The sequence below is a fragment of the Streptomyces sp. SM11 genome (assembly GCF_002910905.1).
GTDB lineage: Bacteria > Actinomycetota > Actinomycetes > Streptomycetales > Streptomycetaceae > Streptomyces.
Map to the genome: position 1 here is coordinate 1 of NZ_NEUE01000235.1, position 20356 is coordinate 20356.

19 protein-coding genes and 2 pseudogenes are annotated in these 20356 nt (G+C 72.0%); 11 read left to right on the forward strand and 10 right to left on the reverse strand.

Annotated features, from left to right (window positions below):
• On the reverse strand, positions 1–882 hold an 882-nt coding region (locus B9S58_RS24465), incomplete at its 3' end, for an acyl-CoA dehydrogenase family protein (protein WP_146063559.1).
• Between the two features lie 188 nt (positions 883–1070).
• Between B9S58_RS24465 and B9S58_RS24470 the strand changes: the two are divergent.
• The 5 genes and pseudogenes from B9S58_RS24470 to B9S58_RS24490 all read left to right on the forward strand — a co-directional run.
• Positions 1071–1310: pseudogene (locus B9S58_RS24470) on the forward strand (MFS transporter); the annotation flags it as partial.
• A gap of 212 nt (positions 1311–1522) precedes the next feature.
• Positions 1523–2110: a class I SAM-dependent methyltransferase gene (locus B9S58_RS24475; protein ID WP_258044967.1), complete on the forward strand. Its 588-nt coding sequence runs from the start codon at positions 1523–1525 to the stop codon at positions 2108–2110.
• A 34-nt stretch (positions 2111–2144) separates the two neighbouring features.
• The gene (locus B9S58_RS24480; RefSeq protein ID WP_103534221.1) at positions 2145–3077 is read left to right on the forward strand and encodes an N-acetylmuramoyl-L-alanine amidase; all 933 of its coding nucleotides are present in this window, start codon (positions 2145–2147) and stop codon (positions 3075–3077) included.
• Between the two features lie 175 nt (positions 3078–3252).
• Positions 3253–4110, forward strand: a complete 858-nt coding sequence (locus tag B9S58_RS24485; RefSeq protein WP_103534222.1) for a DUF5336 domain-containing protein — start codon at positions 3253–3255, stop codon at positions 4108–4110.
• A gap of 114 nt (positions 4111–4224) precedes the next feature.
• Positions 4225–5235: an LLM class F420-dependent oxidoreductase gene (locus B9S58_RS24490; RefSeq protein WP_103534223.1), complete on the forward strand. Its 1011-nt coding sequence runs from the start codon at positions 4225–4227 to the stop codon at positions 5233–5235.
• Between the two features lie 10 nt (positions 5236–5245).
• Here the strand turns inward: B9S58_RS24490 and B9S58_RS24495 are convergent, their stop codons facing one another.
• The 5 genes from B9S58_RS24495 to B9S58_RS24515 all read right to left on the reverse strand — a co-directional run bounded on the left by B9S58_RS24495 (position 5246) and on the right by B9S58_RS24515 (position 9649).
• Positions 5246–6025, reverse strand: a complete 780-nt coding sequence (locus tag B9S58_RS24495; RefSeq protein ID WP_103534224.1) for a maleylpyruvate isomerase family mycothiol-dependent enzyme — start codon at positions 6023–6025, stop codon at positions 5246–5248.
• A gap of 64 nt (positions 6026–6089) precedes the next feature.
• Complete coding sequence (locus B9S58_RS24500; RefSeq protein WP_103534225.1) at positions 6090–6272, reverse strand: hypothetical protein; 183 nt, start codon at positions 6270–6272, stop codon at positions 6090–6092.
• Positions 6273–6463: 191 nt separating this feature from the next.
• Positions 6464–7537, reverse strand: coding sequence for a prenyltransferase (locus B9S58_RS24505; RefSeq protein ID WP_103534226.1), 1074 nt, complete (start codon positions 7535–7537; stop codon positions 6464–6466).
• Positions 7534–8265 (reverse strand): class I SAM-dependent methyltransferase, encoded by a 732-nt coding sequence (locus B9S58_RS24510; protein WP_103534227.1) that lies wholly within the window; start codon positions 8263–8265, stop codon positions 7534–7536. The genes B9S58_RS24505 and B9S58_RS24510 overlap by 4 nt, the downstream gene beginning before the upstream one ends.
• Before the next feature lie 70 nt (positions 8266–8335).
• Complete coding sequence (locus tag B9S58_RS24515) at positions 8336–9649, reverse strand: glycosyltransferase family 4 protein (protein ID WP_103534228.1); 1314 nt, start codon at positions 9647–9649, stop codon at positions 8336–8338.
• A gap of 266 nt (positions 9650–9915) precedes the next feature.
• On the opposite strand from B9S58_RS24515, the gene B9S58_RS24520 reads away from it, so the two are divergent.
• Positions 9916–10527, forward strand: a complete 612-nt coding sequence (locus B9S58_RS24520; RefSeq protein ID WP_103534237.1) for a TetR family transcriptional regulator — start codon at positions 9916–9918, stop codon at positions 10525–10527.
• Here B9S58_RS24520 and B9S58_RS24525 read toward each other — a convergent pair.
• The 3 genes from B9S58_RS24525 to B9S58_RS24535 all read right to left on the reverse strand — a co-directional run bounded on the left by B9S58_RS24525 (position 10493) and on the right by B9S58_RS24535 (position 12401).
• Complete coding sequence (locus tag B9S58_RS24525) at positions 10493–11146, reverse strand: 4'-phosphopantetheinyl transferase superfamily protein (RefSeq protein WP_103534229.1); 654 nt, start codon at positions 11144–11146, stop codon at positions 10493–10495. The genes B9S58_RS24520 and B9S58_RS24525 overlap by 35 nt on opposite strands.
• Before the next feature lie 82 nt (positions 11147–11228).
• Positions 11229–11480: an acetyl xylan esterase gene (locus B9S58_RS24530; RefSeq protein WP_103534230.1), complete on the reverse strand. Its 252-nt coding sequence runs from the start codon at positions 11478–11480 to the stop codon at positions 11229–11231.
• A 63-nt stretch (positions 11481–11543) separates the two neighbouring features.
• Positions 11544–12401 (reverse strand): hypothetical protein, encoded by an 858-nt coding sequence (locus B9S58_RS24535; RefSeq protein ID WP_103534231.1) that lies wholly within the window; start codon positions 12399–12401, stop codon positions 11544–11546.
• Between the two features lie 429 nt (positions 12402–12830).
• Between B9S58_RS24535 and B9S58_RS24540 the strand changes: the two genes are divergently transcribed.
• Genes B9S58_RS24540 through B9S58_RS24555 form a run of 4 tightly spaced genes read left to right on the forward strand, consistent with a single transcriptional unit; the run spans position 12831 to position 18322 of the window.
• Positions 12831–13955 carry a phytanoyl-CoA dioxygenase family protein gene (locus tag B9S58_RS24540; protein WP_181009441.1) on the forward strand — a complete coding sequence of 375 codons (1125 nt, stop codon included), beginning with the start codon at positions 12831–12833 and terminating at the stop codon, positions 13953–13955.
• Positions 13937–15289 (forward strand): DUF6271 family protein, encoded by a 1353-nt coding sequence (locus B9S58_RS24545; protein ID WP_103534233.1) that lies wholly within the window; start codon positions 13937–13939, stop codon positions 15287–15289. Before B9S58_RS24540 ends, B9S58_RS24545 begins: the two co-directional genes overlap by 19 nt.
• Positions 15286–17052 carry a condensation domain-containing protein gene (locus B9S58_RS24550; RefSeq protein WP_103534234.1) on the forward strand — a complete coding sequence of 589 codons (1767 nt, stop codon included), beginning with the start codon at positions 15286–15288 and terminating at the stop codon, positions 17050–17052. Before B9S58_RS24545 ends, B9S58_RS24550 begins: the two co-directional genes overlap by 4 nt.
• Entirely contained in the window at positions 17042–18322 is a 1281-nt protein-coding gene (locus B9S58_RS24555; RefSeq protein ID WP_103534235.1) for an MFS transporter, read from the forward strand. Before B9S58_RS24550 ends, B9S58_RS24555 begins: the two co-directional genes overlap by 11 nt.
• Before the next feature lie 82 nt (positions 18323–18404).
• On the opposite strand, the pseudogene B9S58_RS24560 reads toward B9S58_RS24555, so the two are convergent.
• Positions 18405–19014: pseudogene (locus tag B9S58_RS24560) on the reverse strand (transposase family protein); the annotation flags it as partial.
• Positions 19015–19088: 74 nt separating this feature from the next.
• On the opposite strand from B9S58_RS24560, the gene B9S58_RS24565 reads away from it, so the two are divergent.
• On the forward strand, positions 19089–20356 hold a 1268-nt coding region (locus B9S58_RS24565; protein WP_219818911.1), incomplete at its 3' end, for an IS1380 family transposase.

Genomic DNA, 20356 nt, shown 5'->3' on the forward strand with positions numbered 1-20356 from the left:
GCGGGCGGCGTCCCAGGTGAGGGCACGGGCCTGTTCGAGGCGGACGAGCATGTCGGCGCAGAGGTGCTTGACCGCCTGGAACGCCCCGATCGGCCGCCCGAACTGCTCCCGTACGGTGGCGTGTTCGACGGCGGTGTCGAGGCTGCGGGCGGCGGTTCCGCAGGCGTCGGCGGCGAGGAGGACGGCGGCCAGGTCGCCGACGAGCGCCGGATCGGCCACCGGCACGACCCGGTGCGCCGGTACGTGGACGGCGTCGGCGCGCACCTCGGCGGTGGGGCGGGTCGGGTCGACGCTGCGGTGCGGGCGCACGGTGAGGCCCTCCGCCCCGGCGTCCACGAGGAACCAGCGCTCACCGTCGGGTGTGGCGGCAGGCAGCAGGAGCAGGTCGGCCGCGCCGGCGGTCAGGACGGGCGGGGCGGTGCCGTCGAGCCGGTGGCCGCCCTCGGCCGGGGTGGCGGTGAGGATGCCGGGGGTGAGGGCGACGGCGGCGGTGCGGTCCCCGGCTGCGAGCTCCCGGAGCGGGCCGCCCAGCGCCCCGGCTCCGGCGGCCACCGCGCGGTGGAGCACGGCGGAGGCGAGCGTGGTCGTGAGGTACGGGCCGGGCAGCGAGGCGTACGCGGCCTGCTCCAGGACGACGGCGAGGTCGAGTAGGTCCCCGCCGCCCCCGCCGTACGCCTCGGGCAGGTGGACGCCGGTGAGCCCCTGTCCGGCGAGCGCCTCCCAGTGGGCGGGGCGCACTCCGGGGGCGGCCGGGCTTCCCGCGTCGAGGAGTTCGCGTACCTCGCCGGGTGGAGCGGCGCGGGCCAGCCACCCCCGTACGGAGTGCGCCAGCGCGCGGTGCTCTTCGGTGATGCCGATGCCGATACCCGTGCCGATGCCCATGCGAATCCCCGCCGGTCGCAGCCACTGGAACGGCGCAAGAGTAGAACACGTTTCAATTCGACGGAAGACCTGACGGTGGGTCAGGAAGTCTCCGGGGCCGGACCGGAACAGGGTGCCGCCAGGAAGCGTCCACCATGCACACACTTGGGAGGAGCCCGGGTGATCGACGCTGCCCGGAGGCCCCACGTATGCGACGGACGAAACCGATACGGCCCACCGGGGAGCTCTCCGAGCCGCCGCACTCCGGCCCCATCGTGCCCGTCCTCGCCTTCGCGGGTATCGCCGTCGCGGCCATGCAGACGCCGCTCGTCCCGGTCATCAAGGACCTGCCGGTCCTGCTGAGCACCGACCCGGCCAACGCCACCTGGGTGATGACCGCCACCCTGCTCGCCGGTACTCCTGGCGAGCAGCTCGGACGCCGGGCCCTCCCCCGCCCCGGCCCCCGCACCGGTCGCCGCGATGGCCCCCGCCGAGGCCGTCGACCGGAACGTACGGCACGATGGGTCGCCGTCGACAGACTCTTGAGCCCCGCATCTGGAGGAACCCCGTGACCGCCGAGTCCGCCGCCGCTTCCGCTTCCGCGTCCGCCGCCGGACCCGGGCCGGAGATCCTCGCCTCGTTCGAGGCCGCCAAGGGTTTCATGCCGGTCCACGAGGGCCTCGCCCTGTACGCCGCCGCCACCGGGGCCGGCGCCCTCGGGCTGCCGCTGCTGGAGGTGGGCACGTACTGCGGGCGGTCCGCCATCCTGCTCGCGGACGCGGCACGGGCCGCCGGGGTGGCCGCGCTCACCGTCGACCACCACCGGGGCAGTGAGGAGCAGCAGCCCGGCTGGGAGTACCACGACCCGAACGTGGTGGACCCGGAGATCGGGCTGATGGACACCCTGCCGACGTTCCGCCGCACCCTGCGCCGGGCCGGTCTGGAGGACCACGTGGTGGCGCTCGTCGGGCGGTCCCCGCAGGTCGCCGCCGTGTGGCACGGTCCGCTCGGGCTGGTCTTCATCGACGGCGGGCACACCGACGAGCACGCGAACGCCGACTACGAGGGCTGGGCCCCGCATGTCGCCGAGGGCGGGCTGCTGGTGATCCACGACGTGTTCCCCGACCCGGCCGACGGCGGGCAGGCCCCGTACCGGATCCACCAGCGGGCGCTGGCCTCCGGGGCGTTCACCGAGGTGTCGGTGACGGACTCGCTGCGCGTGCTGCGCCGCACGGGGACCGGGATCTGAGCCGTCCGGACAGCCGGGTGGGTAGCATCGCCGCGTGCCGTACGACGACAGCCCTGCCCCCACCCGCCGCGCCCGGCCCCTCACCGTGGCCGCCGCGCTGGCCGCCGTATGCCTGACTGCCGCCGGATGCGGCGGCGGCCCGGACGTCGGCGAGGCCGGCGCGGACTCGCCGCGACCGGGTGCCGGCGGCGCTTCCTCGACGGCCGCGACGCCGGCCGACCAGCAGCCGCAGCCATCCGGTTCCACCGGGAGCGTGCCGTCCGGGCCGGCCGCCGGGAAACCGCTGCCGAGGGGCCCGCTGACCGGCCGGACCGTGGTGATCGACCCGGGACACCATCCACGTAACCGCGATCACACCCGGGAGATCAACGAGCAGGTCGACATCGGCACCGGCCGCAAGGAGTGCGATACGACCGGTACGTCCACCGATGACGGCTATCCGGAGGCCCGGTTCACCCTTGATGTGTCCCACCGGCTGCGCACGCTGCTGGAGGCCGAGGGCGCCCGGGTCCGGCTGACGCACGACGAGGACCGGCCGTTCGGTCCGTGCATCGACGAGCGGGCCCGGATCGGGAACGAGGCGAAGGCCGACGCGGTGGTGTCGGTGCACGCCGACGGATCGGCCGTGGGCAACCGGGGCTTCCATGTGATCCTGCCCGCCGAGGTGAAGGGCGGTGGGGCCGACACCTCGAAGATCGTGAAGAGTTCGGCCGATCTCGGCGCGAGGATCGCGGGACACTTCGTCCGCACGACCGGAAGCGCGCCTTCCAATTACATCGGTGGGAATACCGGCCTGGACACGCGTAATGATCTCGGCGGACTGAATCTGTCGACCGTGCCCAAGGTGTTCATCGAATGCGGCAATATGCGTGACCCGAAGGACGCCGCTCTGCTCACCAGCGCGAGTTGGCGGCAGAAGGCGGCCCAGGGACTGGCCGACGGCATTACCAGCTACCTGAAGGGGTAGTTCTGCGGTGATATTGGGGGGTAGCCGCTCACGATCCGATCCGGGACGCAACCCGCCCGGGCAGACGATAGATTCATCCGTACGATGGGGAGCCGCTTCCGAGCTTCAAGCCGTACCCGCCGCACCGGCGGCAGCGACGACCGCCCCGACGAGACGACCGACTAAGGACCTTCACGTGAATATCCGATCCCTCACTCGAGGCGACGGCGTGGTGATCGGAGCAGCGGTCGTGCTGTTCATCGCCTCTTTCCTCGACTACTCCAGCTACGACTGCCCTCAGGGAGTCGACTGCTCCCGGTTCGACAGCGCGAACGCCTGGGACTCGCTCGGGCTCCTGATGAGCGTCTATCTCGCCGGGGTCATCGGCGCGGCGCTGCTGATCGTCAGCCGTACGATGCCGGGCCGCAAGGTGGTCGGACTCGACCTCGGCCAGTTCGGCGCGGCGCTCACCGTCTTCGCCCTGTGGACCGCGTTCTGGACGATCCTCGACATCAGCAACGCCGGCGCCGGCCTGATCCTCGGCCTGCTCGCCACCATCGCGCTCGCCGCGGGCGCGATCGCCGGACCGCTGGTGCCCTTCCTCAAGGCCCCGCTCGTCAGCCCGGCCGGTCCGGCGCAGGCCGTCCAGGGCGGGCAGCCCCCGTACGGTGCGCAGCCCGGCCAGGGCTACGGCTTCCCGGGCGGTCAGCAGCAGGCGCCGTACGGTGCCCAGCCGAGCCAGGGTTACGGCTACCCCGGCGCCCCGCAGCAGGGCCAGCCCGCGCAGGCCGACCCGGCGCAGGCGCAGCAGGCCCAGGCCCCGCAGCCTTCGCAGGGCGGCGCGGACCCGGCGGGGGACTTCACCCCGTTCTGGTTCGCCGTTCCGGTGGCACGCCCGCTGTACGGCGAGGACGGTTCGCCGAACCCGATCGCCGAGCTGGCGCCGGGCACCTGGTACCTCGCGGTGGAGCAGCGCGGCCAGAGCCTCATCGCCCAGACGCAGGACGGCCGTCGTGGTGTCCTACAGGACACCACGGGCATCCAGCGTGGCTGATCCCACACGCACGCGTCGCGGCCCCTCGCCCTTCCGGGCGGGGGGCCGTTGTCGTACAGTCCAACCCGGACACCGGCGTCTGACACTACGTCAGCCATGGCTGGAGGGATCGGAATGCGGCTCGGACTCGCGCTCGGATACTGGGGCCGCGGCCCGGCCCCCGGCCAGCTCGCCCTGGTCCAAGAGGCCGAGCGGCTCGGCTACGACTCGGTGTGGACGGCGGAGGCCTGGGGCTCGGACGCCTTCACCCCGCTGACCTGGATAGCCGCCCACACCTCGCGGATCAGGCTGGGCACCGGCATCGCCCAGATGGCGGCCCGCACGCCCACCGCGACGGCCATGCACGCGCTGACCCTGGACCATCTCTCCGGCGGCCGGATGCTGCTCGGCCTCGGCCTGTCCGGACCGCAGGTGGTGGAGGGGTGGTACGGGCGGCCGTTCCCGAAGAGCCCGCTGACCGCGACCCGCGAGTACGTCGAGGTGATCCGGCAGGTCCTGGCGCGGCAGGCCCCGGTCGAGCTGGCGGGCCGCTTCCACTCCCACCCGTACACCGGACCGGACGCCACCGGCCTCGGCAAGCCGCTGAAGCCGATCACCCACCCCCTGCGCGCCTCGCTCCCCGTCCTGCTGGGCGCGGAGGGCCCGAAGAACATCGCGCAGACGGTGGAGATCGCGGACGGCTGGCTGCCCCTGTACTGGTCGCCGCTGCGCACGGACGTCTACGTCGCGTCGCTCGCCGGACTCCGGGACGGCTTCATGATCGCGCCGATGGCCCGTGCGCACGTCTGCGACGACGTGGCCGAGGGGCTGCTGCCGGTGAAGGCGATGCTCGGCTTCTACATCGGCGGGATGGGGCACGCGGCCCGCAACTTCCACGCGGACCTGATGGCCCGGATGGGGTTCGGGGAGGAGGCCCGGCGGATCCAGGAGCTGTTCCTCCAGGGCCGCAAGGAGGAGGCGGTGCGGGCGGTGCCCGACGCGTTCGCCGACGAGATCTCACTGATCGGGCCGCGCACCCGGATCGCGGAGCGGCTGGAGCTGTGGCGCAAGGGGCCGGTGACGGATCTGCTGGTCACCGCCCAGGACCCGCACACACTGCGGGTCCTGGCGGAACTCAACGGCTAGGGAAGCCGGTTCAGCCGAACGAGGACCGGTCCAGCCAGAAGTCCAGCAGCGCCGCGTCGCCGAGCACCTCCACCCGCTGACTCGTCGGCTCCAGGCGGCGGTTGAAGACGAGCATCAGATCGGTCAGCGTCCCGCGCAGCGCGACCGTGGCCTTCTCGTGCGCGCGCCGCCAGGTGAAGCGGTCCTCGCCGAACTCGATCAGCCACTCCGCACCGGGTGCGTCGGTGGCGTGCAGATGCAACGAGCGCCCCCCGCCCCGCAGTTCGGCCGCCTCCGGGTCGCCGCCCTGCTGGGCGAAGGAGACGATGCACAGCCACTCCTCGATGGTGTCGGCGGCCACCTCGGCGTCGACCGTGTGCGGGACGCGGGCGGCGAGCGCCGCGTCCGCCCGGTGCACAGCCGTCTCGTGCGTCATGCGCCGCGCCCAGAACGCCGTACGCCGCTCCCACGCCCAGGTCCACACCTCGGTGTCCGGCCCCGCCTCCCGCAGCGCGTCCACCGTGGCGGCCGCGCCTTCGGCGAGCCAGGCGTCGAGCGCGGCCGGGTCCTCACCGGCCGGTCCTTCGGCCCCGGGCACCTTGTCCTCGGGGACGTCGTCGGCGGCGCGGGTACGGACGATCTCACCGACCCAGCGGTGCGCGCCGCCGACGTGCACGGCGAGTTCCCGCAGGGTCCAGTCGGGGCAGGTGGGGACGGTCGCGGTGAGATCGGCGCCGGTCAGCACCGCGCGCAGGGCGTCGGTCTGGGCCAGGATCTCGTCGCAGTAGCGGTCGTGGGAGAGAAGCGTCATGCGGCGCACCCTAACCGGCGGAGCCTTGGATGATCACCCGAATATCCGCCGGACCGCCTCCCGTTCACCCGCCGAAGTCCCAGCTCAGCAGACCGATGCCGGGGACGGCGACGATCAACCCGCCCGTGACACCGGCCAGCAGCCGGCCCCGGCTGCTGCCGCCCGGGCGAACCTCACCGGACTGCTGAAACCCGTCTTCTCCATGTGCTGTCCCCTGCTGGACGCCCCCGTCCTCGCGCAAGCCCATCCGGACAGCCGGAAGACCACACCCGGACGCTTCCGCTCGTCACGCCGGAAGCCACCCGCAACGCCCGGCACGGTCGTTGCCCGCCCCCGGCAACTTCCGGGGCTGATCGCTGCGTTGTCAGCCCGCCCCGCCGGCAACCGGAGTTCCGTGTCGCACAGAACAGGCTCAGGAAGCGGTTCAGCGGCAGCAGTTCAGCGGCAGCAGTCCGGCTCCAGGCCGACCGGCAGCCGCTCGCCCGAGAAGACCGCGGTGGTCGCCTCGTCCCCCCCGAGCGCGGCCACCGCCAGCAGCAGGGAGCCCGCCGTCCAGGTGGTGAGCTCCTCGGGCCAGAACGCCCGGTCGCCCTCGAAGACGTACCCCGTCCAGTACAGCCCGCCCTCGGCGCGCAGGTGCTGGACGGACTGGAGGATCTCCAGCGCCCGGTCCGACTCCCCCGTCACCCAGAGGGCCAGGGCGAGTTCGCAGCTCTCGCCGCCGGTCACCCAGGGGTTGGGCAGCACACAGCGCACCCCGAGGCCGGGGACGACGAAGCGGTCCCAGCCCTCCCGGATACGGGCGGTGGCCTCGGCACCGGTGACCGCGCCGCCGAGGACCGGGTAGTACCAGTCCATCGAGTAGCGGCTCTTGTCGAGGAAGCGCTCGGGGTGGCTGCGGATCGCGTGGGCCAACGCCCCGGCCGCCAGCTCCCAGTCGGGCTGCGGCTCCTCGCGGCGCTCGGCGATGGCCAGCGCACAGCGCAGCGCGTGGTGGATCGAGGAGGAGCCGGTCAGCAGCGCGTCGTCGACGGGCGTGCCGTCGCTCTCCCGCTTCCAGCCGATCTGCCCGCCCGGCTGCTGGAGCCCGAGGACGAACTCGACGGCCGCGAAGACCGTGGGCCACATCCGGTCGACGAACGCGTCGTCGCCGGTGGCCAGGTAGTGGTGCCAGACGCCGACGGCCACGTACGCGCAGAAGTTGCTCTCCAGGCCCCGGTCGGTCGGCTGCAGCGGGTCGCCGTCGTGGTAGGCGGCGTACCAGGAGCCGTCGGCGTTCTGGTTGCGGGCGAGCCAGTCGTAGCCGCGCGCGGCGGCCTCGTGCTCACCGGCCGCGTCGAGCGCCATCGCGGTCTCGGTGTGGTCCCACGGGTCGAGGTGGTGCCCCCGGAACCAGGGCAGCGCCCCGTCCTCCCGCTGTACGGCGACGAGTGCGGCGACGGTCTCGGCCGCCTGGTCCGCCGTCAGGACGCCGGGCAGGACGAGGTGTTCGGTCTGCTCGGGAGTGCTCACGCCTCGGCCTTCGGAAGGTGCGGCTTGGTGGCGTAGGCGACGAAGCTCTTGCCGACGACCGGATTGAGGAGCTGCTCGGCGACCCGGGTCGCGAGCGGCTTCTTCATGATGTCCCAGACCAGCAGCTTGTGGTAGGCACGCACCGGCAGCGCCTGGTCGTTGTCCACACCGAAGGCGCACTTCAGCCACCAGTACGGCGAGTGCAGGGCGTGGGCGTGGTGGGTGCCGTACGGCTTGAGTCCGGCCTCGCGGATCCGGGCGAGGAGCTGGTCGGCCTTGTAGATGCGGATGTGGCCGCCCTCGACCTCGTGGTAGGCGTCGGAGAGGGTCCAGCAGACCTTCTCGGGGCCGTAGCGCGGGACGGTGATCGCTATCCGGCCGCCCGGCCTGAGCACCCGGACCATCTCAGCGAGGACGCCCTTGTCGTCCGGGATGTGCTCCATGACCTCGGAGATGATCACGACGTCGAAGGAGTCGTCGGGGAAGGGAAGGTTGAGGGCGTCGCCCTCCATCGCGGTGGCGGTGGCGCCCTCGGGGGCCTCCCCGGCCTCCTTCATCGCGGCGAACCACGTGGCGACCTCGCGGATCTCCTCGCCGTTCCGGTCGAGGGCGACGACCTGCGCACCGCGCCGGTAGCACTCGAAGGCATGCCGGCCGGCACCGCAGCCCAGGTCGAGCACTCGGTCGCCGGCGGCGAGCGGGAAGCGGGTGAAGTCGACGGTCAGCACGGGGGCCTGCCTTCGAGGTCGGAGGTACGGGTTGCGACGATCGGGTCCACGTTCGCCCGGGGGTACGTGGTCACCTGCGGACTCCGCGGGCGGTGATCGCCTGACGGTACAGCTCGGCCGTTCCGGCGGCCGCCCTGGCCCAGGTGAAGTTGGCCAGCACCCGCTCGCGGCCCGCCGAGCCGAGCCGGGCGCGCAGCTCGGGATCGCCCAGCAGCCGGGCCAGCGCCCCGGCCAGCGCGTCGGCGTCGCCGGGAGGCACGGCGAGGCAGGTCTCCCCGTCGCGGCCGGAGACCTCGGGGATGGCGCCGCCGGTGGTGGCGACGAGGGGGGTGCCGGTGGCCATGGCCTCGGCGGCGGGCAGCGAGAACCCCTCGTACAGCGAGGGCACGCAGGAGACCTGGGCGCCGCGCACGAGGTCGACCAGTTCGGCGTCGCTGATGCCCTTGACGAACTCGACGGCGTCCGCGAGCCCGTGCCGCTCGATCGCGCGGGCGACCGGCCCGTTCTCGGCGCGCTTGCCGACGACGACGAGGTGGGCGGCGGGGTTCTCGGTGCGGAGCTTGGCGAGCGCGTCGACGAGGTGGACGAGGCCCTTGAGCGGGACGTCGGCGCTGGAGGTGGTGACGATGCGGCCGGGCACCTCGGCGACGGAGGGGTCGGGCGACCACAGTTCGGTGTCGGCGCCGATGTGGACGACGCTGATCCGGTCCGCGCGTACGCCGAGGTCCTCGACGATCTCGCCACGGGAGGAGCCGGAGACGGTGAGGACGGTGTCCAGCTTGCGGGCGACCCGCTTCTGCATCCGGGTGAAGGCGTACCAGCGGCGTACGGAGGCGCGTCGGCGGCGGCTGGTCGCGGCTTCCAGGTCGAGCCTGCGGTCCACGGTGATGGGGTGGTGGATCGTCGTCACGAGCGGGGCCCCGAGCTCGCCGAGGAGCCCGTAACCGAGTGTCTGGTTGTCGTGGACGACGTCGAACTCGCCGCGCCGGGCCAGCAGGTGGCGGCGGGCGCGCAGGCTGAAGGTGAGCGGCTCGGGGAAGCCGCCGGTCCACATGGTGGCGACCTCGGCCAGGTCGATCCAGTCGCGGTACTCGCCGCGCTTCGGCGTGCGGAAGGGATCGGGCTGGCGGTAGAGGTCGAGGCTGGGCAGCTCGGTGAGCGGGACGCCCTCGTCGAGCACCGGGTAGGGCTGCGCGCCGATGACCTCGACGCTGTGGCCGAGGCGGGCGAGCTCCCGGCCGAGGTGGCGGACATACACGCCCTGGCCGCCGCAGAACGGATTGCCCTTGTACGTGAGGAGTGCTATGCGCAACGGCCGGTCGCCGGTCCCGGCGGAGCCGCCGTCGCCCGTGCGGGGGCCTGTCTCTATGGCCTCAGCGGTCACACTCGGCCCCCTTCTGGCTGCGTGTTCGCCGGAGCGTAACCGGTCGCGCTAATCTAGAACAAGTTTCAGACTTGTTAGAACACGTTGCAGACTTGATCGTTCGACGTGCATCGAATCTACCGGCAGGTAGCGTCGGCGTGAGGGCCGGATCAGGTGATTCGCGCCACGACGGACGCCCTGGCATGCTGTGCGCGCCCGGCCGGGCCGCTTCGTCCGTCCGGGTGCGGGATCAAGCCATGGATCATGGATCGTGGATCGGGGACAGCATGACCGCGGACGCCAGACCAGCAGCGCCTCCGCTGACCGAACGCCAGGAGGCCCGTCGCCGCCGCATCCTGCACGCCAGCGCCCAGCTGGCCAGCCGGGGCGGGTTCGAGGCGGTGCAGATGCGGGAGGTGGCCGAGGCCGCCGGGGTCGCGCTGGGCACCCTCTACCGCTACTTCCCGTCCAAGATCCATCTGCTGGTCGCGACCATGCAGGACCAGCTCCAGCGCCTGCACACCACGCTCCGCAAACGCCCGCCGGCCGGCGACGACGCGGCCCAGCGGGTGGCCGAGACGCTGATGCGCGCCTTCCGCGCCCTGCAGCGCGAGCCACACCTCGCGGACGCCATGGTCCGTGCCCTCACCTTCGCGGACCGCAGCGTGAGCCCCGAGGTGGACACCGTCTCGCGTCTCACGACGGCGATCATCCTGGACGCGATGGGCCTGGAGCACCCGACCCCGGGGCAGCTCTCCGCGGTCCGCGTCATCGAGCACACCTGGCACTCGGCGCTGATCACCTGGCTGTCGGGCCGGGCCTCGATCGCCCAGGTGAAGATCGACATCGAGACGGTCTGCCGGCTCATCGACCTGACGGCGGAGCCGGAGCGGGACTGAGGGCCGAAGCGGGGCTGAGAGCCGGACCCGGACCGGCACCGCTCCAGGGGCCGCTGCCCGCGAGTGCCACCACGGCCCCGCGGCGGTGGTCCGTCCACCCGGTCAGCCGGACGTCGTCCCGCCCGGCCTTGAACAGCGCCTCCCGCCGGACCCACAACCGCAGCAGCGCCGGACCGGGGTCCGGCTCGGCGCGGGCGGCGTCCACCTCGGCCTCCGGCAGCAGCCGTCGCAGTACGGGCAGCGGCCCCGGCCGACGCGCCAGTGGCTCCACGTCGATACCGACCGGGCCGGGTCCGACCGCCGTCGCGGCCAGCCCGTCGGCGTGACTGAAGGAGGCGCCCAGCCCGGGGTGGTCCGGGAGATACGGCCGGCCGTGCCCGTCCTGCCCGCACCCGGGGCAGCGCTGGGCCGGCTCCACCTCCCGGGGCAGCCGCCCGGTGACCCGGGAGACGCACAGCCGCAGCAGCAGACGGGCCGCCACGACGTCGTCGCGCCGGCCGGGCACCCGGATTCCCGCGAGCCGTCGCCGCTCCCACGGCGCGAGCATGCCCTCGTCCAGATCCGGGCACGCCAGCACCTCCGCGGTGGTGGCCACCAGCGCGTCGGCGGCCACGCCCATCCCGTACGACGGCGGGAGGCGCTGGGGCGGGAGGCCCGGCGGCCGGAGACGCGGCGGCGGAAGGCGGGTCACCGGCCCGCGCTCACCCGGCGGACACCTCCACGAGGTCGGCGGAGCCCAGGAAGCGCTCCTTGACGCGGGCGAGGGTGCGGAAGTCGTCGATGGTGACTTCCTGCAGATCGATGCTGCTGTCCGAGATCTCCTCCAGGAGATCGATGAACTCCAGGAAGTCCATCGAGTCGATGAGACGGGCCTCGATGAGGTCCTCGTCGACGCCGATCGGGCCGTCGAGGCCGGGATTCTTCTCGTTGAGCCACGCTACGACACGTTCCATGGGGAGAAATCGCTCCTCTTGTTCTGTTCCGGGTGTCTGTTCCGGTGCCTGCCGGGGTGAAGGTCAGGAACCGGCGGTGCGGAGCCGCTCCAGGGCCTGCTCGGCGGTGCCGTGGGCGAGGATCATCGCGTGCACCCAGCGCTCCACACCGAAGGCGACGCAGGAGCTGTACGCGGGCCCATGGGATCCGGCGCGGATGCCGAGCCGCTCACCGAAGAAGTTGCGGTGCCGGTTGACGGAGGCGATGGCCGTGCCGTCGGGGGCGCTGTACTCGTACTTCACCGGGTCCAGCGCCATCAGGCGGGCCCGCGATCCGCCGTTGTCGTAGAACGGGTCGTCGGCCGCCGCCCGGGTCAGGGTCAGGCCGAGCCGCCCGGCCACCTCCTGAATGAACTTCCCGCCGCGTTCCTGGTGTTCGGTGGCGTCGTCCTTGGTGCCGAGGTAGATCACCTCCCGCATGTGGAACCCCCACAGGCGGCGCAGGCCGTCGTAGTGGGTCTCGTTGCGGAAGCAGCGGCCGACCGCCGAGAGCCGCAGCCCGTCCTCGCCGACGTCCTCACCCTCCAGGGAGAGCAGCAGGCCGTAGCAGGTCGCGGACGGCAGCACATGGCCGGTCGGGTGCAGCGGGAGGCCCTGGGGCGTGCCGCCGGAGGCCAGACCGTCGAGCACTTCCGGCCCGAACCGCCCGGCGGAGACGCCGAGGTGGGGAAAATTGCGGAAGAAGTCGAGCCGCGCCAGCCCGTCGACGGACAGCAGGGGCGGCCCCACGACCTCAGGTGCGGAGAGCTGCGCGGCCAGGCCGGTCAGCAGATCGTCCAGGCCCCGCAGCAGTGCGGTGCGGACCGGGTCCAGCGTGATCAGCCCGGCACCGGGGCTCTTCAGCTCGATACCCGGCAGGGCCGTGATGCTGGATGTGTTCATGAAACCGCGTCTTTCTCGGTGTGGGCCGGCATGCGGGACACCCACCGGATGTACGGACCGCGACGCCGTGGCGCCGGCGGTCCTGAACAGGGCCGTCACCGGCCGGAGCGCAGGCGGGAAAGCGGGTTGACAGACCGTCACGAACCCGACCGCGCCCTTGGACATTAGGCCCGATGCTCGCTTGTTGTCTAGACCAAAGATACCGAACGCCAGGTATCGATTCCGTGGCCGTCAGGTACATGTCGGCATCTCATATCGCCATATGTACCGGGCACTTGACAGTCCGGGCGGTCTGGACCAATCCTGCTGACCGACGTGGTCACGGCTCCTCCCGCCACGGCACCGCCATCCGTCCCGCCGTCCGCGGCGGCCCCGCTCCCCCGGGGTCGCCGCACGGCCGGTCGAGGAGAAGGACCTGCCATGAACCCCATGACGACACCCAGCCCTCGCCGTCGGCCCCGCCTGCACCGCGCGGCGTCGGACATCCCGTACTTCAGCGCGGACGGCGAGGCCTACCTCGCACAGACCGCCCTGCGGGAGCTCGACAAGTCGCGTCCGCTGCGGGTGCTGTCCGAAGCGGACTTCGCCCACTGGCAGACGTACGGCTACGTCATCGTCCGGGAAGCGGTCCCGGCCTCGGTGGCACGCCAACTGCTGGACTTCACCTGGGACTTCCAGGGCCTGGACCCCGAGCGGCCGGAGAGCTGGTACGAGGACCGGCCGCTGCGCTCCGAGCTGGACCAGCAGCTGCACGTCTACGGCTTCGTGGAGGCGTACCACCACCAGCTCCTCTGGGACAACCGGCAGTCGCAGCGGGTGTACGACGCCTTCGTCGACGTATGGGACTGCGAGGAGCTGTGGGTCACCCTGGACCGGCTCAACCTCAACCCGCCCAACCGGGGCAACCGCGACCGCGCCCTGATCGAGCCGACGGAACGGGGCTTCGACATCGAGCTCCACTGGGACATCGACACGACGCTCGCCGTACCGCCGCAGCGGGTGCAGGGCATCATCGCGCTCAACGACACCCGCCCGGAGACGGGAGGCTTCCAGTGCTGCCCGGAGCTGTTCCGGCAGTTCGACACCTGGAAGACGGGCCAACCCGGGGACCGGGACCCCCTGCGACCGGACATCGACCGGGACGAACTCCCCGTCGTACGACCGGATCTGCGCCCCGGCGACCTGCTCATCTGGAACGGCCTGCTGGCCCACGGAGTGGCGCGCAACCTCTCCGAGAACGGGGTGCGGGCCGTGCAGTACCTGTCGATGATGCCCGCGCTGGAGGAGCACGAGCGGCTGCGGAAGTCCCGGGTGGAGTCCTGGCGCCACCTGCGCACCCCACGCTGGAACCGCACCCTGGTAGGCGACCCGGTACTGCCCGAGTCCCGGCGCTACCCCACGGCGGAGCTGAACCCGCTGGGCAGCCGGCTGCTGGGGCTCGCCTCCTGGCAGGACCCGGTCGAGGACAACGCACCCGCCGCGCAGAGCGGGGACGCGGACGACACGGCACCCGCCGCCCGGAACGGGGAGCCTTCGTGCGCCGCGTCTGTCTGACCCTGCCCACCCACCGGGCCTGCGCCGGCACCATCGCGGCGGTCGGCGAGGAAGCGGCGTACGGGGCAAAGCAGTTCGGCGTCGAGGTGCATCTGCTCATCCTGGACTCCTCCCCCGCGCCGGTACTCGGCCGGCACCGGGAGGCGGTGGCGGCGCTGCCCCCGTCCCCCGGGGTGACCGTCCACCATCTCGACGAGAACGAGCAGCGCGCCTTCCTGCGCGAGGTGACCGTCCGGTCCGGCGCGGAACGGGAAGGGCAGGACCGGCTGCTGGACCTTATGCTGCCGTCCCGCGTCTCCTACGGCGCCTGCACCAACCGGGCGTTCCTCATCGCCCAGGCCCTCGGCTGCACGTCCGTCCACCGCCGGGACTCCGACAGCCGCTACCAGCACCTCGACGGCGAACCGGTCTTCCCACTCCACCAGGAACTCACCTACCTGGGCCGACGAGCCGATGACGTACGGGAGTCGGCGACCCGGAGCAAACTCCCGGCCGGCTCCGGAGACCGGCGGGTGGCGATCACCGGCGGCTCCTTCGTGGGCGAGATGTCGGTGGACGTCGCGGAGATCCGCGACCTCGACCCGGACACGTACCGCGAACTGGTCGGCCTGTCGATACCCGAGGGCTATCCGGAGATCTGGCGCGGACATCTGATCGACGCGTCCTTCCGGGGCGCCGGGGACACCGTGTTCAGCGGCGACCGCACCACCCTCGCCCCGATCAGCCCGATGCACGTGGACATGTGCAACATCGGCCTCGGCCACGAGGTCTACAGCAGGGTCCCGCTGCCGCCCGCCACCGACACCATCGGCAGCGACTACTTCCTGACCCACCTCGTCCACGACGCCCGGCTGCCCGGCGTCCAGCACAACCGGCACATCGTCAACTTCCATACGCCGGAACGGCGTACGGACGCCGGGTTCCTCGCGTACCAGCTGCGCTTCGCGAAGTTCCTTCTGTCGAAGACGTACCTCAACGCCGTGTACGCGAGGACGGCGGCGGCCGGTGACGCGCTGCTCGACGCCGAGGGACACATCCGGGCCTCCGTGGTCGCCGGTTTCGTCCGGGACAGCATCGGCCTCGACCGAGCCGGGAACGCCCGCCGCCTGGACGTCCTCGACCGTGCCTACCGGCGGCTCGGCGACCGCTACGCGACGGTCGCGGACACGCTCGCGGAGAGCCGCTCCAGGCTCCTGGGCGAGGCCCGGGACGACATGGGCCACTTCGCGCTCCTGATGGAGCACTGGGAGGCACTGAGCGGCGCGAGCGCCGAAGTGGGCCAGGGGGGCGTCCTGCCGCTCACGGCCGGACACCGCCCGGCCGTGAACCGATGACCCCCGCTGTCGGCAAGGACACCATGCAACAGAACTCCTCGCACATCGCCACCGTCACCTACGAAGGCGGTGACGAGCGCCGCGGCCCCCTCACCATGGGCCAGGCCAACATGATCCGCTGCATCCTGCGGGACGACCCCGAGCACATCAACAACCACGACGTGTGGGCGATCCCCCCGGGCACCGGCCTGGACACCGTCATCGACGCCCTGCGTACCCTGGCCCTGCGCCACGAAGGGCTGCGCACCACGTTTCCGCACACGCCGGGAACCGCGCCCGTGGAGCAGGTGGTGGCGGGCGAGGGCACGTTCACCGTGACCGTCCTCGACCACCCGGAGTTCCCGGAGGAGCCCGCCCGGTACGCCGAGTCGGTGGCGCGGGCCGCCCGCGCCGGCCGCTTCGCGCTGGACCGGGAGTTCCCGCTGCGGATCTCGGTGCTCACCCTCGGCGGCGTACCCGTCCACGCGGCCCTGGCCTCCAGCCACGCGGTGACGGACGGCAGCGCGCTGGCCGTCCTGCGGGAGGAGTTCCTCGCGTTGCTGGCAGGGGAGGAGCTGCCGCCCCCGGCCTCCTTCACCCCCCTCGACCTCGCCGCCGAGGAGGCCTCCCCCGCCGGGAAGCGGAAGTCGGAGGCGTCGCTGCGGTACTGGGAGCGGATCATCCGCACCGAGCCGCAGGAGATGTTCGCCGAACCGCGTGCGGCGGGCGCGGACGGCCGGGCCCGGCAGCTCACGCTCCGGTCCCGGCGTGGTGCGCGGGCCCTCGCCGGAGCGGCAGGCCGCACCGGGAATCCCGAGGCCACCGTGCTGCTCGCGGCCTGGTGCGCGCTGGTGGCCCACCGGGCGGGACAGGACTCCTGCGTCACCGCCGTCCCGACCTCCAACCGCTTCCACTCCACGATCGCCCGCTCGGTGAACACCCTGTCCCAGGACGCGCTGCTCTGCCTGGACGTCCGGGTCCCGTCCTTCGACACCCTGGTCCGCAAGACCTGGGGCGCGGCGCTCAACGCGTACCGGCACAGCCAGTTCGACTCCGTACGCCTCTGGGAGATGATCGACCGGGTCACCGGGGAGCGCGGCAGCCACTTCGCGCGGGACGTGGTCCTCAACGACGTCAGCGTGCTGCCCGCCACTCTGCTCTCGGCCGCGCCGCAGGACAGCAGCGGAGCCGAACTCGACCTGACCTGGGGCCCGTTCCAGGCGCTGCCGACGCGCATGCTGGCGTTCACGTACGAGACGGCACCCCAGCTCCACATCTCCCTGTGGGCCGACCCCGCGCTGTTCACGCCGGAGGAGGCGGAGGGCTTCCTGACGGGTCTGGTGCGGCTGCTGGAGGCGGCCGCGGAGGGTGACGTACCGCTGGACGAGCTCACCGGGGTGACAGGCGTCAGGCCGCCCGAGCGCGGCCGTGACTGGAGGCGGGCGGAGGGCTGTTGGGTCTCACCGGCCGCCGTGGGGGATGCGTTGAGCGGGGCCGTGGACGGGCTGCCCGTGCACATCGCGACGGACCACGACGCGGACGGCGCGGGTCCGGATCTCACGGCATACATCGCCATCGGCAACGCGGCCCTGACTCCGGCCGGTGCCCACGAAGCACTGATGGCCGAGGTCCCCGCCCACGGCGGCACGGGCGTTCTCGCTCCGGGCCGCTACGTGCTCGTCGAGCACCCGCCGGCCGAGGCGGACCGGAGCGACGCCTGGCGTCGGCTGCAGATCATCGAGGAAGGGACCGGCAGGAGCCGGCAGGTGCGACATGAGCGTTGACGACACGGCCCTCCAGCAGAAACCCGAACCACTGCCCAGCCCCTGGCGGTCGGGCCGGTTCCAGTTGTTCTTCACGGCCCGCAGCGCGTCACTGCTGGCCGACGGCATGCTGATGGTCTCCCTCACCACGGCGGTGCTGGGAGCGGGCCACGGGGCGAGCGGCGTCGGGTACGCGCTGGCCGCGTGGATGACCCCGATCGTCCTGCTCGTGCTGTTCGGCGGGGTGCTGGCCGACCGGTTCACCCCTCAGCTGATGATGATCTGCGCCGACCTGGTGCGGATGCTGGCCATGATCACGCTGGGCGGGCTGCTCTTCTTCTCGGACGGCGTCCCGCTGTGGCAGATCATGGCGCTGATGGCGCTCAGCGGGGCCGCGACCGCGATGTTCCAGCCCGGTATGGCGAGCATGGTCCCCCGGGTCGCCGAGGACATCCAGAAGGCCAACGCGCTGCTGCGGATCTCCGAGGCCCTGAGCACCCTGCTGGGCCCCGGCCTGGCGGGCATCCTCGTCGCGTACTGGCAGGTCTCGGGCTCGTACCTGGTCATCGCGGCGGCGTACGCGCTCAGCGCGGCGGTCCTGCTCCCCCTGCGGAAGCTCCACACGGTCCGCGACGAGGGCGACGCCCCGATGTGGCGCAGGCTCGCGACGGGCTGGCAGGAGTTCCGGTCCCGCCAGTGGCTGTGGGGCGTCATCGCGGTCTGGTCCGTGTACGGCCTGTTCGTGTTCGGCCCCGCGCTGCCGCTGGGCGCGGCGCTGATGATCGAGCAGCACGGGGCGAGCGGGTACGGCTGGATCGCCTCGGCGGACGGCGCGGGCACGATCATCGGCGGCCTGATCGGCATGCGGGTCCGCCCTCGCCGCCCCCTCGTGGCAGGCGCCCTGGCCATGCTCTGCTTCGCGCTCAACCCCTTGGCCCCGGCCCTGGAATGGTCCTTCGCGGCCACGGCGGTCGCCCATGTCATCGCGGGCTACGGCTTCGCGTTCTGGGGGGTGATGTGGGCGACCAGCGTCCAGTCGCACATCCCGCTGACGGTCCTGAGCCGCGTCTCCGCGTACGACGTCGCCGGCTCGATCATGGTCATCCCGCTGGGCCGCGCCCTGGCGGGCCCGGCGGCGGACGCGTTCGGTGCGAACGAGGTGCTGATCTTCTCGTCGGTCATGTCGTTCGTCCTGCTGGCCGTCATGCTCAGCGTCCCGGCGATCCGGGCACTGCGGCGGGCCCCGGAGGGTGTGCTGCGGACAAAGGCGGAGGGCGAACCGGCGGTCTGACCCGTTTGTTGCACCAGGAGTACGACGTGCCGGTCAGACCCGCACGACCGGCACGTCGTACTGCGGGATCCAGGCGTTACGGGTGACCGGGCTGTTCGCGGTGGTTCTTGTACGGGGTGCGGACCGTGCCACCGGCAACCGGGTAGGCACGGCAGGCGAGGACGAGGATCTGCCGGGTCAGGCAAACCTGGACATTTGCGGTGGGCCCGGGCTGCGGTCAGATAACGGGTACGACCTGGCGTCGCACGGGAGAACCACGGCGGTGTGCCGTCTGGGCCGGCAATGACCTGCACGTTCATGCCGTGTTTCTTGTGCTTCTGCGAGTAGTACGGTTCGTCCGCGGCAATGCGGTCAGTAGCGATCAGGGTGCCGTACACGATCACGTGGTCGCCCTCGCCCAGCCCGGTCAGGGCCTCGTGCAGACCCGAAGCCCAGGCCGCGAGGATGTCCAGGGTCTCGTCGACGTAGCGCCAGGCTGTCGCGGTCGAGACGCCGAAACCGGCCGCGAGCTGGGCGAGCGTCTCATTCTTCCTCAGGTGGGCCAGTGCGAGGAGGGCCTGCGTGAAGCAACCGAGCTGCCTCCACGGCGAGTTCAGTTTACGCCTTCGGGCGTAGATCAGCCAGGAGACATGCTCGACCAGCTCATCCTGGATCCACCGCGTGACCGTCGGGCTATGGACGGAGGAATACAGAGAGGTGCCCGCTGGCCTGGGATGATGGGAGTTCTCACGCTTCCGTCAGACCCGAGTAGCAAGGCGCCTCGTAAGTGAAATCTTCGCGCAGCCCGGCGGCGGTGTTCGCCGCGTTCGACGACCCGAATCTGATCGCGCATGCCGGGCTGGTCCCGGCGGTCCGGCTGGCCGAGCGGTGCGGCCTGGGCCGGCTGGTCGCCGGGAAGGTGACGCTGACCGGCGCGAAGAATGGTGCTGGCACGGCCGCCGACGCGAAGACGATGAGCATCGTGGCCGGGATGACGTCAGGCGCCGACTCCATCGAGGACCTGGACGTGCTGCGTCAGGGCGGGCTGCCCAAGCTGTTCGGCGGGGTGCGGGCACCTTCGACGCTGGGCACGTTCCTGCGCGCATTCACCTGGGGACACGTGCGGCAACTGGAGTCCGCCATGCGGTCGTTCACCTGCAACCTGGCCACGCACACAGGGTTCGTTCCGGCCGGGGACGAGGTGGTGTTCGTCGATATCGATTCCAAGGTCAAGCAGGTCTACGGCCCGGCCAAGCAGGGCGCCTCCTTCGGCTGCACCAAGGTCCGCGGCCTCCACTTCCAGATCGTCACCGTCAAGACGGCCACCTGTGCGCCAGTCATCGTCGCCACCCGGCTACGCAAGGGCCCCGCGAACTCCGGGAAGGGGGCGGCCAGTCTGCTGCGCGAGGCCCTGTCCACGGTGCGGGCCATGGGCACCACCGCGCAGATCGTCGTACGGGCCGACTCGGCGTACTTCTCGCACAAGGTCGTCGACGTCTGCCGCAAGGCCGGCGTGCGCTTCTCCCTCGCGGTCGCGGTGAAGAAGACCATCCGCACCGCGATCGAGCAGATACCCGCCGACGCCTGGACGGCGATCGCATACACGAACGCGATCTGGGACAGCGAGGAAGACCGCTGGATCTCCGACGCGGAGATCGCCGAGATCCCCTTCACCGCGTTCACCAGCAAGAAGAAGACCTTCCACACCACGGCCCGCTTGATCGTGCGCCGGGTCAAGCGGCTGAACCCGAAGTCGGTGCCCGACGGGCAGGCCGAACTGTTCGGGGTCTGGCGCCACCACGTCATCTTCACCGACAGTCCGTTCGTCCTGGCCCGGGCCGAGCCGATGCACCGCGAACACGCCTGCGTGGAGCAGGTCTTTGCCGATCTGGAGGACTCCGCCCTCGGCCACCCGCCCTCGGGGAAGTCCACCGCGAACGCCGCCTGGCTGACCCTGGCGGCCGCCGCCCACAACCTCACCCGCGCCGCCGGCCGCCTCGCCTCGGTCTTCCACGCCAAGGCGCGGACCGGCACCATCCGCCGGCACCTGATCCA